This is a genomic window from Nostoc sp. C057, from assembly GCF_013393925.1.
Lineage (GTDB): Bacteria > Cyanobacteriota > Cyanobacteriia > Cyanobacteriales > Nostocaceae > Nostoc > Nostoc muscorum_A.
The window spans coordinates 615,664-632,026 of the sequence record NZ_CP040281.1 but is presented as its reverse complement, the minus strand read 5'-3'; the positions used below and the strand labels follow the sequence as shown (position 1 = coordinate 632,026).

Genomic DNA, 16,363 nt, shown 5'->3' with positions numbered 1-16,363 from the left:
CAAATGGCAAGTCCAGCAATTATTGTTATTCAAAAGCTTAAACCCCAACTTGAGAAAGCCAAACTTGTAGCTTATAACAATGAAGCGCCAGATATTGAATTAATGTTTAATCCTACAGATATTAGTTTCGCTCGGACTGTTAAGTGGGAAAGTAAGGATGGTAATAGAGGAACCACTCTACTTCCGAAAGTAAACTTTTCTGGCGTTGAACCTTACAAATTTACACTTAAACAGTTACTTTATGATACTTATGAAACGAAAGAGTCGGTGATGAAAAAGTACATAGATAACATTAAAAAAGGTGTAGAAACTATCACTAAAGCCACTGACAAACGACCACCTGTCTACATATTTACCTGGGGAGATGAGTATTTTTATTGTGTAATCACGAGTTTAACCTACACTTTAAATATGTTTTTGAGTGATGGTACACCAGTCAGGGCACTGGTAGATATAGCCTTGCAAGAAGTAGATAAGAATAACCTGCCTGGAGGACGTAAATCTGATTCTAAAGGCAACGCTCGTGCAGCAGATAAAAAGGGTCAAAAACTGAGTAAGTAAAATAATTGAAGAAGAATTCAGAATTCAGAATTCAGGAGTCAGAATCAAGACGCTCGTTCCCCTCTACGAGACGCTGCGCGTAGCTCGCTTCTCCGTAGGAGTACGCTACCGCTACGCTATCAGTCGAGGATTCAGACCCGCGACTGATTGAAGACCACTAAATCGTAGATTTAGTGGGGGTCTTAAACCCGGTTATTCAGACGCTCTCTACGAGACGCTAAAAGCGAACGCGGATTCGCTAACGCTGCGCTATCCGCCAGTCGTACAAAATTCATTCTGTTAGCGGTAGCGGGGCGTTTAGCCCATTCTGACTCCTGACTCCTGAATTCTGTTCGATAAAGTAATAAATTAGTATTTACTTTGTCATTAAAGGCTGCTCTAAACATTTTATAAATTATCAAATAATAGTTATGCCTCCTAAAAAAAGCCTTTATTTAAGCGAACCTAAAATACAGATAGATGGACAACCTGCTTCGCCTGAATTAATGAAGGATTTGTTGCAAATCACAATAGAAGAAAGCCTTCATTTACCAGCAATGTTTACGCTAGTAATCCATAATAGCTATATTCCCACATCTGACCGACCAGAAAATAAGGCTTGGCGACATGAGCAGTTGTTTAGAATTGGCAAAAAAGTGAAGTTGGGTTTTACTTCGAGTACTACTCTAGATAATAATTTTCAAGATGAGGTAGAAAAAATCCTAATTGAAGGTGAAATTACCGCGATGGAAGTTCACTTCAATGAAAAATCTGAAGCTGATATCATTGTTCGTGGTTATGATATTTCTCATCGTCTTCACAGAGGTCGTTATAATCGTTCTTTTTTGAATGAAACTGATAGTGATATAGTCAAAAAAATAGTTCAGGAAGTAGGTATAAGACCTGGCAATATCGATTCAACAGGTGAAGTTAATAAGTATGTTTTCCAAGAGAACCAAACTAATATGGAGTTTCTGCGGGAAAGGGCAGCTCGTAACGGTTTTGAACTATTTATTACAGAGGATAAGATCAATTTTTGTAAACCAAAAGTTCAGGAATCTCTAGCATTAGAATGGCTAGATGATATTAGTAAATTTAGTACCCGCGTCACCAGCGCTGAACAGGTGAGTTCTGTGGAAGTACGTGCCTGGGACTATACTCAGAAAAAATTGATTAGCCAAACAGCTAATAAAGAAAAGCAAGTAACCGAGACAGGTAATCAGTTAGGAAGTAGTACCAGTACTGCATTTTCTAATCTTAAGTCTCCCAAAATGATTGTTGTAGATAAGCCTGTCGCCAGTCAAAAGCAAGCAAAAGCTATGGCTCAGGCTTTATGTGATGAATTGGGAGGAGAATTTGTTTATGCAGATGCTAAAGCAGCAGGGAATCCTGAGATTCGTCCTGGACGAGTTGTTAAGCTTCAGGGTATGGGCGATCGCTATAGTGGTAAGTATTATGTTACAGAAACCCGCCATTTCTTTAATCAGCGCGTTTATGAAACTGAGTTCAGCGTCCGGGGACTACGTTCTGGTAACTTATTCACAACCCTATCTCCAGAAAAACGTCTACAGCCATCTGAGACTTTATTAGTGGGAATTGTGACTGATAATCAAGACCCAGAGAAAATGGGCAGAGTGAAGGTCAAGTTTCCCACTCTCACAGAAGACCATACAAGTGACTGGGCCAGAGTTGTAGCTGTGGGAGCAGGCCCAAACAGAGGTTTTGACTGTTTACCAGAGGTAAACGATGAAGTTTTGGTAGGTTTTGAACATGGCGATATCCATCGTCCTTATGTCATTGGCGGGGTATGGAACGGGAAAGATGCACCACCGGAAAAGGTGAGTGATTCGGTTACAGGTGGTGTCAGATTACGCACAATTAAAACTCGTGTTGGTCATGTTCTACAGTTTGTTGAAGAGGATAAAGGAAGTAGTAAAAAAGGTATTCGCGTAGAAACCACAGGCGGTCACAAAATATATCTCAATGATAGCGATCGCTGCATAGAGATTGAAACCACAGGTGGTCATAAAATCAAAATGGACGATATGGGTAAATCTGTTTCAGTGAAATCAACAGGTAATATGTCATTAGATGCTGCTGGAAATATAGACATTACAGCCAACGGCGTGATTACAGTTAAGGGTGCGATGATTCGCCTTAATTAATTTTCTATGTTTTTTCTCAGCGCTCTCTGTGCCTCTGTGGTTTAAAAGTAATTTATCTAACCACAGAGACGCAGAGAACACAGAGGTAAGAGATTAAAGACACTATTAGGAGGTTGTGATGGGTAAACCGGCAGCAAGAATTACTGATAATGTGGCGCACCCTTTACCCCCAGTCTTAACAGGGGGGCCGGGTAGTCCCAATGTATTGATTGGATCTTTACCTGCGTGGCGGGGTGTGCTTGCAGCAGCAGTACCAGCTTTACAATCCGCCAAACAAATTTCTGATACGGCTATCCAAGTGGCTGAGGCTGCTACCCTAGCGGCAGCAGGTACACCAGGCGCACCTGCTGCTTTAGCTACCGAACAAACTACAAAGGCAACATCAGCAGCTACTATGGGTAGTGCGATCGCAGCAGCAGCAGCAGGAGCTGATATTCATAATTGCGCCACACCTTTACCGTTACCTCCTCACGGCCCTGGGGTTGTGATTGACGGTAGTCAGACTGTGCTGATTAACAATCTACCTGCCTCTCGGATGGGCGACACTGTTTTAGAAGCATTAGGGCCGCCGAATAAAATTATCAAAGGTGATTTTACTGTTTTGATTGGCGGCTGATTCGAGAGATAGAGGGCAGGGGAATACTGCGTCTACGAGTATTAAAGACTCATCCGCGAGTATTAAAGACTCATCCGCGAGTATCAAAGACTCATTCACGAGCATCAAAGACTCATTCACGGGTATCAAAGACTCGTCCGCGAGTATCAAAGACTCATTCACGGGTATCAAAGACTCGTCCGCGAGTATCAAAGACTCATTCACGAGTATCAAAGACTCGTCCGCGAGTATCAAAGACTCATTCACGAGTATCAAAGACTCGTCCGCGAGTATCAAAGACTTGTCTATGAATCTTAATTTATACCAAATTACAGTTACAAATCATTCTCCCTTCGCCCCCTGCCTCCCCTGCCCCTCTGCCCCCCGCTTCTTCATCCTCGACCTTTGGCGAATAGGCTTAAACCTTCTGTGCCGATATCTTTGAAGATATCCATGTACAACTGTCTAAGTGCCAGATATGGTTTACGGTCGTGAACGAGCCTATTTGGGAACAGGTTGGGCTTATCCACTGCATTTAAGTGTGCAAGGCGGGATACAACTTAGCCGTGAAGATCAAAAAGTTAAAGAATCTATTTGGATTATTCTCCGCACGGGAGTAGGTGAGCGGGTTTATCGACCTACCTTTGGTTCGCGCTTGTCTGAACTGGCGTTTGCACCTTTAAGTAGCGATACCCTACTGCGAATCCGTCTTTATGTCTTGGAAGCTTTAGAAGTTTGGGAACCGCGCATTATTATCGATGAAGTTATCACCGATCCTGACCCTGTGCGTGGCAGAGTGGACATCATTATCAATTATCGACTCAAAGACGGCCCCGATATTTATAGTTTTGTTTATCCTTATTATTTGGTTTCAGCTGGGGAGGAATCGTGATATCAATTAAAAATTAAGAATTAAAAATTAAAAATTGAGAAGCTAAATTTCATCTGGGTTTCTAGGCTTGTATCTGTCACATTCTTTTTAAAATTGGTATGAACTTTGATTTTTTACCGAAATTACCTTCTTCCAACTTAGACGATCGCGCCTTCGATGATTTGGTGGAAGAATGTATTATGCGTATTCCCCGCTACTGTCCAGAATGGACTGACCACAATCTCAGCGACCCAGGAATTACGCTAATTGAGTTATTTGCTTGGTTGACTGACCAAATGTTGCTCAGATTTAACCAAGTACCCCGAAAAAATTATGTCGCTTTCCTAGAATTACTGGGTATTCGTCTCCAGCCTCCCGCCCCAGCCCGCACGGAATTAACTTTTTATTTAAGCGCTGCATTACCCGAAGCCTACACGATTCCAGCCGGATTAGAAGCCTCAACTATCCGCACTGAAACTACAGAATCTATTACCTTCAGCACAGATTATCCTCTAATTATCGGCAACCCCCGCATCCAACACTTCTTAACTGCCCAAACTACCGAAGATATTCCCCAATCTCTGCGCGAAAGAGTCACAACTTCATGGACTCGTCAATCTAACGGTTTCTGGACAGGTAATGAACAACCGATTTTTGAAGAGGAACCCCAGCCTGGTAACTGTTTTTATTTAGCAATTAATTCTGACGATCCTTTAGATGCTAATGTTTTAGAAATTATTTTCCAAGGGGCGGCGGCGACTCCTGCTGGGATTAACCCCAATCAACCACCGCGCAAGTGGGAAGCCTGGGACGGGGAAAATTGGCAGCCAGTTTTATTACAAGAGTCGGATGATAAAACTCGCGGTTTCAGTTTTTATGAAATGGCTCAACAAGGTGGAAACCCTTCTCAAGGTGCAGAGGTACGTTTGCATTTACCTCAAATTTGGCCTGTGGCTAATTTTACCTCTTACCGGGGTCGCTGGTTGCGTTGTAGTTTTGTTAGTACAGAAGCCGATGAATCTGGTTACAATCGTCCGCCAAGAATTATTGGTTTAGCAGCGCGGTCAATTGGCGGTACTGTTAGGGCTAGTCACAGTACGCTGATTCTAGATGAGCGATTGGGCATTAGCGATGGTACACCTGGACAGAGTTTCCAGTTACAAACAGTACCAATTTTAGAACGTCGGGAAAATGAATATATTTTAGTTACTCCCAGTGGTGGTTTGCCTCAGAAGTGGATTGAGGTGAGAGATTTTGCTGATTCTGGGCCACATAATTTTCATTACACCATCGATTCGATCACTGGGACAATTCAGTTTGGGCCGCTGATTCGGGAACCTAGCCAACTTAAACAGCATACCCAAATGCGATCGCGAATCCAAGAACCATCGCTAGATAACACATCTGTACAAGTTCTAGAAAATAACCAGTCGGAACACCAATATGGGGCGATTCCTCCCCGTGGTGCAGAGATTAAAATGGTTGCTTATCGCACAGGTGGCGGTAGAGAAGGCAATGTGCAAACTGGGGCAATCCAGTTTTTGAAGTCTGCGTATCCATACATTGCTAGTGTGGTCAATCGTGTACCAGCAATCAATGGCGCGGATGCCGAGTCTCTGGAACAGGCTGTGATGAAGGCTCCCCGCATCCTCCGCACACGCGATCGCGCCGTCACTGCTGAAGATTTTGAAGTTTTGACTCAACAGGCGGGTGCTGGTGCGATCGCGCGCGTCCGGTGTTTGGCAGCGAATTCTCGTAGACAAGCTGGTATAGTTAGTTTACTGGTAGTACCTTATGCAAATACAGATGCGATCGCGCAAGGTAATGGCATGACACCAGAAAATTTTGCTCTTAGTAATGCCCTGCAAGAGCAAATTATGAGTTACTTAGATGAAAGACGATTATTAGGGGTACAAATAGAATTACAAGAACCGAATTATGTAGGTGTTTCTGTACAGACAGAAATTGCTTTAGAACCTGCTTATGATAATCCTTTTGCCAGAGAAGAAATTCGCCGGAATTTGAGGGTATTACTGTATAAATATTTAAATCCATTAACTGGAGGAATGGACGGCAAAGGTTGGCCATTTGGGCGACCAGTTTATACATCAGATATTGTCGCATTACTGCAACAAACCCCAGGCGTGCGTCATTTAGGCCCCGTCCTTTTGTTTCCCATCCGCAAGCAAGGAGAAAATTGGCGACGACAACCATCACCAGAACAATTAATTGATCCAGGATCAGAAGGTTTAATATGTTCTTGGGCTGATACCAATCTACGTTCAAATCACGACATTCAAATAATTCGTAATTCGTAATTTGTCATTTGTCATTCGTCATTCGTCAGTAGTTATTTTCAATTCCCAATTCCCAATTCCCAATACCAAATCCTATGGTTCAAAGTCGCTCTAGTCCGGCTGTAAGCATTCAATTAACACCAATGCAAATACCCGAAGCTTTACCTGTGGCGGGTTTAGGATTTGCAAACGCGGATATGGATGTAGCTGGACGTACTTTACTCTTGCATCCTGGACATCCCAGTGAGATGATTGTGCAAGTACAAAACTTAGAACAACGTCCTTTGCGGGTAAGCTTAAGTGTTGAGGGAAACTTTCCATCTCAGTGGTGTCAAATTGGCACAGAAGGTAGTGAAATACCGCCTCGTGGACAAATGGATGCTGTTCTCTACTTCTCAATTCCCGACACATTTTTTGAAGACCAAGAAGCAATTTCTCCTGGAACAAAAAACAAATTAACTCTCAATTTTCGCAGCCTAATTACTCTACATATAGACGCAGGCACAGAGAACGAACAAATCGAAAGAAGCGAATATTTCGATTTATATATTCGTCCCTACACTGCCTACATGGAGTTCTTGCCAATTTTGTATCGAGAAGTAGACTTTATTGGTCGCTTCATGAAGATATTTGAGCAAGCTTTTCAACCAATAGTTGATAGTTACAATGTCATGTGGGCAAACCTCGATCCCTTGACAGCACCCCAAGCATTACTACCTTTTATGGCTCATTGGGTTGCTTGGCAAGTAGATTCTGTTTGGGATCTCCAGCAACAACGGCGTTTAATTCGTCGGGCTGTAGAACTTTATCGCTGGCGGGGAACTCGCAAAGGATTGCGTCTCTATTTACATCTTTATACTGGTTTACCGCTAGACGAAGATTTACCTAATGAAGCTGATAAACATATCAGTATCACCGAACCTTTTGGCCCAAGTTTCATCATAGGAGATGCCCAATTAGGAAATGCCGTTTTAGCAGGTGGGCAACCATATCATTTTATAGTACGTTTGCGTTCAAATATTTCTAGTGGCATTATTAACGAGCAACTTATTCAAAGAATAATAGAACAAGAAAAACCAGCTTTTTGTACCTATGAATTATCTATTGAAAATCCCAATAATTAAATAATTAAATACACCAATAGGTATTATTGTTTAAAATTCCTAAGAGGATGTTTAAAAAGTCCTCTTCTCAGTAAAAAAAACGTTTATATCCCCCTAAATCCACGCCACATACTCCACTTGGGGAGACCCCAAGACCGCAGTGGCTCCCCTTGAAAAGGGGGACTTTGACTCCGGTTCCCCCCTTAAAAAGGGGGGTTAGGGGGGATCAATGAGTGCAAAGATACAGCCAACTACTTTTCAAACAACCTCTAAAACAGACAAAATCTAAAATCTAAAATTATTATGTCCCATCCTTTCCCACCCCCACCAATCAAATCTTTGGAACGCCTGCAAGCCGCAGACGGGTTACTAATCAATGCAGAACGCTGGCGCACAGCCCATGATTATCACCGAAATCGGCAAAATGCTCAATATCAAAGTTTAAACCAACCAGGAATTGTCTGTGGTTTAGGCGTTCGAGATGTGACAGCCCCAAGTCAAGTAGAAGCTAGATATCGAGATGGGCGTTGGGTACAAATTCAACCTGGTATTGCAATTGATTTAGCAGGTAATCTAATTGTTGTACCGACTTCTTATGACTTTCCCATTGATATAGAAGTAGTGAGTTCTGAACCACTCATGATCTACTTAGTAGTTAGCTATGTAGACCCTGATGAATTGCGGCGTGGACAGCAAAGAGATATTGTTCAAGAAACCTATCGAATTGACCAAAGAAACTCTATACCAGCCAGTTCAGAAATAGAAATATGTCGAATACTTCTACAACCAGGACATACTGAAATTACCCAACCTGCGGATGCTTTCTTTCCTGGATATAACAATATTGATTTACGTTATCGCCGTCAAGCACAAATGCGTCCTCAAGCACTTGTGTGTATGGCGCAAGCAACTCATAGCGATCCGGAATGTGCGCGTAATTTTTTCAGCCTTTCGTATTTGTTACAAGCAGTAGAACCCCTATATCCCAGTTTGCGAGGGGCTGATGAACCAGGTCAGGTTGCTTTAAGTGAAAATATTCAAGATTATGACCTACTTTATCTGACAGGTGGACAGGCAATTTCTTTAAATAGTCTCGAATTTGAATCCCTCAAAAATTACTTAAATTTAGGTGGTGTGCTTTTCGTTGATGCACCAACAAATGCTAATGCTCTAATTGAGAGTACTCAAGCATTAGCACAACAATTAGAAAGTCCTTTAAGACCTTTAGAAGAATTGCAACGGAGTCATCCTTTAAGGACAAAACCTTTCTTATTTGCTGCTTTACCAATGGTTAATCAACAGCAAATTAAATTGTTAATCGGTGGCGGAATTATTTTAGCAATTGGAGATTTAGCAACTGCTTGGGGACTGGATAGAGATTTGAGTTTACCCAGATTGACTATTCGTACAGCCCAAGAATTAGGAATTAATATTCTTCACTATGCTTGGAAGCGGCGACAGTTGATAGGCTTGCAACAAGAAGATAATTCAGGGCAGTGGTAGGGTGGGCATCAATACGGTTTGGTTCAGGGAAGAGACGGTAATTTATTGCGTCTTTGCGATTTATAACTTTCATCAAAAACCTGATCCGAATCGTATTGGAGTGGGCATTACTTTAAATAATATTGCACCTAGTTTCGCATTTTTTAGCAATGCCTACCCTGTAATATAGAGCGATCGCCTTTTCATCACTTATAATCCAATACGGTTCAGTTAAGGGTAAAACTCTGTTACCAAAGTCGTTTTTTTAACGAACCGCCAAGGCGCAGAGAACGCAGAGAGAAGAAAGAGATGCTTAACTGAACTGTATTGACTTATAATCCAATGCGCTTGGGTTACGCGCTACTTCTACAAAATCGTGGGTTTTGAGACGCGATAAATCGCCGTCTCTACAAGTGTTTTGGTCTTATCTGAAATGTATTGACTTATAATCTCTACTTTTATTCCCTAACATCTCTAAAGCACAAAACCCAGAACTATATTTAAGGCTGTACGAATAAGTTCCCAGTATTCTGACTCCAGCACGCCCACCAAACCTAAAATACGACTATGATCAACAGCACGAATTTGGCCAATATCTATAAAACGGTCTTGGTCTAGTCCATTATTTGGTGTTGCTTTCACATTTACAACGTAGGGCGCTTGTTTACTTCCAGGTCGAAATGGCATCACAATTGTCAGCAATCCATACTGATTCATAATGTCATTTTGCACAATCAAGCAAGCGCGGATTTTTTTTGCCTCAAACCCCACTGTTGGATCAAGATTCACCCAACGTATTTCTCCTCGCTGATAAGTTAAATTACTCCCTGGCATTTATGCCATCCCCAACAACACTATCCCAAGCAGCAATTTCAGCTTGATATTCTGGATCTTCAGCATCCTGTTTGAGGGCTGCAATCATTTCTGCTGCCAAAATTTGACGGCGGTGTTCTGCTAGCAGTGTATTGATGTATGCACTACGATTTCCCTGTGCATACTGATCTACAAATTGCAGAATGTCTTCTTCTAAGGTAATTGTAACTTTGAGCATCTATATTAATTTTTAGTATTACTATTTAGTGTGATTTAATCATCATACTATAATTTGCCAAGCCTATGTACCTTACCTATATAGGCAAATTACAATAAAGTGTAGACAATCGGTTTGCAACCAGACTTCGCGTTAGTTGATTTTTTTAGCTATAGAAATGAAATTAAGCAGACAAATATTTTTGGCAATTAATATCAATCTTCTGCCTGCAATAACCAAAAGCCGCTATAAGTCATCCCGGAATCATCGGGTTGCACTAACAAAAAATGCAATCCTCGGCAATGCTTTTTTCGCTGTTGATATGTTTGGGCTGCTGTTGTAACTTCTGGATCTTCAAAAGTGGCAACAATCCACCTATCTACTAAGCCCGCTTCTAATACTAAGCCGTCTGGTGCGCCAGATATGTAGTTTAACGCTACAGGACGGGCTTGCTGTAACCAGCGTGCTAGGCGCATCGATTGCCGTCCACCATAAATTATTACACCAGGGACGGGCACTGTTGACGCTAAACCCAAGTTGATGGGTTTAAGATGTTCTGGGATGTGCAAAATGGGAATGGGGCGATCGCTAAATCTCGTTTCTACATCACTAGCAGCTAGAGTCGCAAACCGCCATTGTTCTCCCCAGAGGTTCTCTGGTAATGGTGCTGGAGGTGGTTTATCTAGCGCTGAGGGATATTGCTTTTCTTGTAACCACTGCTTCAACGCCAAAGTGTGGCGTGTAGGTTCGACATTTATACTTAAATTTCGTCCAGCCGCCTCAATTAAGCTTAGAGACTGGGGACGAAACACCTGAATCACATCTGGCAATTTTTCACCTGCGGCTAGCTCAAGTTGAGCAGCAACCCAATTAGAATTTGCTGCTGACTGAAGACAAGTAGCTTCATATTCAAAGCTGCGAGTTGCGTCACAAATCAACAACTCCCATAGAACTTGTCCAGACGCATCCTGCGAGGGACGACGATAAAAATCAACTTGCCAAATTTTCATAAATTGGGAATGGGGAATTGGGAATGGGGAATTGGGAATGGGGGAGGAGAATTATAATCAATGCCCTATACCCCATACCCAATTTAAAAAGCCTGAATCCATTCTTTGACAGAATATTCAGTCCAGATACCATTTTTCCAGTAGGGATCGTTTTCAATCAGCTGGCGTACAGTGGCTTTGTCTTCGGCTTCGTAAATTCCAAAAACTTTTGTGACATCCTTGGTGGGGCCAATGGTAATCAGCACACCGGATTCTTTCTGTTTTGCTAATCCGTCTAAATGAGCTTCACGGTGGGGGGCGCGTTTTTCAAGAACATCTTCGCAGTAACTTCCCCAGAGTACATATTTAGGCATGGTTAATCAATTAAAAATTTAAAATCTCAGTTTATAGGTTACAGGGTACAGGTTACAGGGAATAGTTTTTCTTTGCTGTACCCTGTCACCTGTCACCTGTAACCTTTTCCCGTATTTACTCCTAACTTCTCAAGTTCACGCCGAATTTTTCCACCAAGGCTTCGCGAACTTTATTGTGTACTGGTTCGACTTCAGCCTCAGTCAGAGTGCGATCGCTAGCTCGATAAATTAAGCGGAATGCTAAACTCCTCTGTCCTTCAGGGACATTTTCGCCGCGATATTCATCAAATAATTCCACTGATTCGAGCAAATCTTTACCCGCTTTGGTAATTACTTTTTCAATTTCGGAAACTGAGATTTTCACGGGTGCGAAAAAGGCGATATCGCGATCGCTAGCTGGATAGGTAGAATATGGCTGGAATGTTGGCACTAGAACTTCATCTTCTCCCAGAGAATCTAAAAGCACATCTAGATCCAACTGGAAAACATAAACGGAATCTGGTAAACCTTTTTCTCGTCGCAGTTGGGGATGGAGTTGGCCAAAAATACCCAGCCTGTTACCCCGAATCCACAAAGAAGCGGTGCGTCCTGGATGTAAGCGATGATCTCGGCAATCGGGTTGGAATTCTACCTGCAAGGCAAGTTGTCGAAATATGCTTTCTAAAGTACCTTTGGCTTCAAACCAAGTTATGGGTTCTTCACGTCCACTTTTTGACCATTTGCCAACGGTGCGATCGCCTCCTATAATCCCAGCTAAGGCTTCTGTTTCTTGCAAACCGTCTTCTTCTCGCCAGAAAATTTGCCCGATTTCAAAGCCGTTTAGGGAACCATTACCTTGCTCTAAATTGTATTGAAAGGCATCAATCAATCCAGATAACAAATCGTTTCGCAGCGCTGAATATTCTGCAAATAAAGGATTTGACAGTACTATCTGTCTGTCTTCTCCTGGTTTCACTAAAGAATAGTGGATTAATTCTGTCAATCCTTCAGCCCGGAGGAAAGCCCGTAACTTGCGAATCAGTTCCTCATCTAAAGGCAGATAACCACCTTCCGATTTTTCTGGTAAAGTATCGCAGAATCGGTTGTAACCATAGAGACGGGCGATTTCTTCAATTAAATCAATTTCTCGCTCTAAGTCGCGGTAACGATAGGGTGGGACGGAAACTGACCATGTAGGTTGATGGTTGCTATCTTCACGTGAAGGAGTCAACTGACATCCTAGCGCAGTCAGGATGCGCTCAACATCTTGTCCTTGGAGTTCACCTGTATCCTCTCCCAAATCGATTGGCCCTAGTATCTGATTAACTCGGTCTAAACGCAGTGCGATCGAACGACTCCAGGTAGAGGGATCGGGGCGAGTGTCGGCAATTTCCTGCTGGACAAGAATTCCACTAGCTAATTCGCTAATTAAGGATAAGGCGCGGCGATTAGCTATTTCTAACTCAGCACGGTTAACTCCCCGTTCATATCTGCCAGAAGCCTCGCTTCTTAAGCCAACACTGCGGGAAGAACGGCGAATTGCCACGGAATCAAATAAAGCTGCTTCTAAAACTAGGCTTTGAGTCCCTTCATGGACTTCCGTTTCTTCCCCACCCATGACTCCCGCCAATGCAACGGGTTTGTCGTTAGCGGTAATTAACAAATTTTGGGTTGAGAGGGTGCGAGTTTGTCCATCTAGGGTTTTGAGGGATTCTCCATTATTAGCGAAACGAACGCCGATGCTTAAATTTTCGCTACTTGCAACAGATTTTAAGCGATCGCGGTCAAAGGCGTGCAATGGTTGTCCCCATTCCAACAAAACGTAGTTAGTAATATCCACAACATTACTTATAGGACGTACCCCAGCCGCCCGCAAACGCTGTTGCAACCATTCAGGAGATGGAGCAATTTTTACCTGTTCAATTACCGTACCGATGTATGCAGGACAAGCTTGTGTATCAGCAATTTTTAAAGTTAAATTTCCAGTATTTTTGCTAATAGAAACTTCACCAGGTTCAGGGATGCTCAACTTTCCACCGGTTAAAGCTGCTACTTCTCTGGCTACGCCTACCATACTGAGAGCATCAGCGCGATTGGCAGTTGCAGTCAGGTCTAAAATTACATCATCTAGACCCAACAAAGGACGCACATCACTACCTAATGGTAAATTTTCCTGGGTAAAAATATGAATTCCGTCTACATCGGTGGGCAAACCGAGTTCCTTTAAAGAACAAATCATGCCCTGAGAAGGGACACCACGGAGTTTTGCAGGTTTAATTTTTAAATCGATGTTGGGTAAGTAAGTACCCGTAGTTGCCACAGGTACATAGATATCTGCCTTCACATTGGCAGCGCCACAGACAATATTTAAAGTTTCACCTGCACCGATATCGACTTGGCAAACACTTAATTTATCGGCGTTCGGGTGGGGTTGACGCTCAAGCACTTTCCCTACAACCACGCCATTTGCCCAAGTGCGGCGATCTTCAATATCTTCAACCTCAAACCCCGCCATTGTCAGGGTTTCGGCTAATTCTTCTGGACTAAGTTTTATCTCTACTAGTTCGCGCAGCCAATTTAGAGAAATACGCATGGAGTGTGCTTGTTTTAGGAATCGTCTTTTGTTCTTATTTTAGGGTGCCTACTAGCGATCGATGGCTACTCATCCCGCTAGGCGTACCCTTTCACTTGAACAATCCTACTACGTTAGACTCGCAGAACAATATCGCTTTTTTGCTTTATCTTTACATTTTATGCGATCGCCCCTAGTAAGCCGTTGCACATCATTAAAAACATGCTGACAAGTTTTGTGATATAAAAATCCCTCTTTATTCTCTCCGCGTTCTCTGCGCCTCTGCGGTTCGTTAACTTTCATCCACTCCGATAATGTTACTTGTAGTCATAATCATCGTCATATTCAATCATGCCAAATAGCTCTAGAATTTTCAGTTGCTTTCGACGTTGCACATACTCTCGTAATGCCTCTTCAACAACCAAAACTGTAGCCATATTTATCCTTACTAGCTCATCATTATTAGATTTTGTGGTTAATTTAAGTCAAATGCATGAAGACTATTTTAAGTAATTCGGCGCGAGTAAATGGTTTAGTTAGATATCCAGATGCTCCAACCAATTTGGCTTTTACTTTATCTACAATTCCTTTATTCCCAGTCACAAAAATAATGGGAGTTTTTTGAAATATCGAATTATTTCGTATAATCCGGCACAACTCATAACCATCTATTCCTAGCATATTTAAATCCAACAAAATTAAGTCTGGTTTGTGCCTTATAATTGATAAAACGGCTTTTACTGGATCGTTAATAGTCACTACAGAAAAATTTTCATTTTCTAAGAAACGGCTAATTTCTTTGAGAATTGTGGGGCTATCATCTACAGAAACGATTTTGTGGACTTTTTGTGCCGTTACAGTAGCAGCTGTTACTTTTTGGGAAGCAGGATTTATGTTATTTGATAGTGTTGGTTCCTGAAAGTTTTCTTGGGGAGGAAGAGAAATCTGTGGTAATCGTGGAACAGGAGATATATTCTCTTCAGCAATATCAGGGTAAGAGTTGATGCTGCTATTTAGCTCTTTTGTGGTGTTCTCTATCTCTGGAATTAATTTTGAGAAAAGCGATTGCTCTTCAAATAGCTTTGGTAACTTATCAAATGGTGGATCGGGTTCATGCAAGATAATCGCACCATTAAGTATGTAAGGGTATAAATTGCGGGCCAATTGAATTTCATCTTGATTCAAAATTGTTGCCAGATGACACAAGCTGAAACCCTTCATCCAATTAATCAAATCTGGCTGAAGTTTTGGTAAATCTTTTTCCTCAATTTTGCTGTTAATCAACAGATATGGACGTTGATATGGAGAAGAGATTTGCGGAACAAAAGCTTGCCAATTCTGTAGTCTTCCTTGACAACGTTCTAGAATCTTTTCCACATCTAGCCTACAAATTCTTGGCATTCTCTCAAGTGGTTCTGTTAATTCATAAGTACCTTCTTTAATAAGCAAAAATGATTCAACCACTTCTTTAACTAATTCTTGAATCAGCACTACTGCTTGTGTAGAATGTAGATGTTGTTGACTAACAAGCCAGGATATCGCCTGATATTCAGGAGGGTGGCTTCTGGAATTGCTGTCATATTCGAGTAACTGATTGTGTGAGTCAGGTTCAAACATCAGACGTACTTGAACCCGCACTTCGCTAGTAAGCAAGGGAATTTGGTGGCTGAGGCGGCGCAAATGGCGTTCTAGTCGATCAAAAGGTTCTACTGAATGAGTCGCGTAAGTTATTTTGCCCTGTTCTAAGTAAATTGACCAACGAACTGAGTTACTTAATGCTTGTAAACAAGTACTATCAAAGCAATTGGATAACTGTCTTAACAAACTTAGAGGACGTAGTTTGGTGAATGCGCCTGAGTTATTCATATTTTTCAAGTTTCTTGCGGAATCAACAACTGAACATTTGTAGATTGAAAATATCAACGATAAAGTCTTCTCTTCTTTGTAATATTTATCTACGGACAAGTTATTCCTTTTAAAATATGTATATATTTTAAAAATTATAAGTTTTATAACTTATCTGTTACATTTGGTACTTTTTACTTAATTTGTCTCAAACCACAAGTAGGTATGAATAAAGAGAAACATTTATCATAGCTAGCCTATCAGTAAATATTGGTTAATTCTGGATTTTACCAACTCCTGACAACTCTTACCTTCAGACCTTAGTAATGACGTTTATTTATGCCTACTCACAAAAATCAGGCAAATTTGATTCCACGTTAAAGCAGTTACGCTGGTATACTTCTGGAGCTAAAGATATTAATTATGGTTAATAATTTTTCTGTAAAGGAAAAATTCTTCTACATAAAATCTTTAAAAACTTATCTGGGAAAGTTTACGTATTTATTGTACTGTAGGTTTAA

The 16,363-nt window shown here is 41.6% G+C and carries 13 protein-coding genes and 1 pseudogene; 7 read left to right on the top strand and 7 right to left on the bottom strand.

Annotated elements, in window-relative coordinates:
- Positions 1 to 3 precede the first annotated feature (3 nt).
- The 7 genes from FD724_RS02545 (at position 4) to FD724_RS02515 (ending at position 9,074) form a co-directional block, all read left to right on the top strand.
- Positions 4 to 561, top strand: coding sequence for a hypothetical protein (locus FD724_RS02545; RefSeq protein ID WP_179071487.1), 558 nt, complete (start codon positions 4 to 6; stop codon positions 559 to 561).
- 410 nt (positions 562 to 971) lie between these two features.
- The gene (locus FD724_RS02540) at positions 972 to 2,705 is read left to right on the top strand and encodes a VgrG-related protein (RefSeq protein WP_179071486.1); all 1,734 of its coding nucleotides are present in this window, start codon (positions 972 to 974) and stop codon (positions 2,703 to 2,705) included.
- Between the two features lie 118 nt (positions 2,706 to 2,823).
- Complete coding sequence (locus FD724_RS02535) at positions 2,824 to 3,321, top strand: PAAR domain-containing protein (protein ID WP_012407844.1); 498 nt, start codon at positions 2,824 to 2,826, stop codon at positions 3,319 to 3,321.
- 457 nt (positions 3,322 to 3,778) lie between these two features.
- Positions 3,779 to 4,192, top strand: coding sequence for a GPW/gp25 family protein (locus tag FD724_RS02530; RefSeq protein WP_179075385.1), 414 nt, complete (start codon positions 3,779 to 3,781; stop codon positions 4,190 to 4,192).
- A gap of 98 nt (positions 4,193 to 4,290) precedes the next feature.
- Entirely contained in the window at positions 4,291 to 6,489 is a 2,199-nt protein-coding gene (locus FD724_RS02525) for a putative baseplate assembly protein (protein ID WP_179071485.1), read from the top strand.
- A gap of 74 nt (positions 6,490 to 6,563) precedes the next feature.
- Positions 6,564 to 7,592, top strand: a complete 1,029-nt coding sequence (locus tag FD724_RS02520; RefSeq protein WP_179071484.1) for a phage tail protein — start codon at positions 6,564 to 6,566, stop codon at positions 7,590 to 7,592.
- Positions 7,593 to 7,874: 282 nt separating this feature from the next.
- Positions 7,875 to 9,074: a DUF4159 domain-containing protein gene (locus FD724_RS02515; protein WP_179071483.1), complete on the top strand. Its 1,200-nt coding sequence runs from the start codon at positions 7,875 to 7,877 to the stop codon at positions 9,072 to 9,074.
- Positions 9,075 to 9,527: 453 nt separating this feature from the next.
- Here the strand turns inward: FD724_RS02515 and FD724_RS02510 are convergent, their stop codons facing one another.
- The 7 genes and pseudogenes from FD724_RS02510 to FD724_RS02485 all read right to left on the bottom strand — a co-directional run bounded on the left by FD724_RS02510 (position 9,528) and on the right by FD724_RS02485 (position 15,863).
- Positions 9,528 to 9,887, bottom strand: coding sequence for a type II toxin-antitoxin system PemK/MazF family toxin (locus FD724_RS02510; RefSeq protein WP_179071482.1), 360 nt, complete (start codon positions 9,885 to 9,887; stop codon positions 9,528 to 9,530).
- Entirely contained in the window at positions 9,874 to 10,104 is a 231-nt protein-coding gene (locus tag FD724_RS02505; protein ID WP_179071481.1) for a CopG family transcriptional regulator, read from the bottom strand. Before FD724_RS02505 ends, FD724_RS02510 begins: the two co-directional genes overlap by 14 nt.
- 194 nt (positions 10,105 to 10,298) lie before the next feature.
- The gene (locus tag FD724_RS02500) at positions 10,299 to 11,093 is read right to left on the bottom strand and encodes a Tab2/Atab2 family RNA-binding protein (RefSeq protein ID WP_179071480.1); all 795 of its coding nucleotides are present in this window, start codon (positions 11,091 to 11,093) and stop codon (positions 10,299 to 10,301) included.
- 83 nt (positions 11,094 to 11,176) lie between these two features.
- Positions 11,177 to 11,446: a YciI family protein gene (locus FD724_RS02495; RefSeq protein WP_179071479.1), complete on the bottom strand. Its 270-nt coding sequence runs from the start codon at positions 11,444 to 11,446 to the stop codon at positions 11,177 to 11,179.
- 121 nt (positions 11,447 to 11,567) lie between these two features.
- Positions 11,568 to 14,018 carry a phenylalanine--tRNA ligase subunit beta gene (pheT, locus tag FD724_RS02490; protein ID WP_179071478.1) on the bottom strand — a complete coding sequence of 817 codons (2,451 nt, stop codon included), beginning with the start codon at positions 14,016 to 14,018 and terminating at the stop codon, positions 11,568 to 11,570.
- Between the two features lie 296 nt (positions 14,019 to 14,314).
- Positions 14,315 to 14,419, bottom strand: a pseudogene (locus FD724_RS41875) (type II toxin-antitoxin system VapB family antitoxin); the annotation flags it as partial.
- A 58-nt stretch (positions 14,420 to 14,477) separates the two neighbouring features.
- Positions 14,478 to 15,863 carry a response regulator gene (locus tag FD724_RS02485; protein ID WP_179071477.1) on the bottom strand — a complete coding sequence of 462 codons (1,386 nt, stop codon included), beginning with the start codon at positions 15,861 to 15,863 and terminating at the stop codon, positions 14,478 to 14,480.
- Positions 15,864 to 16,363 lie beyond the last annotated feature (500 nt).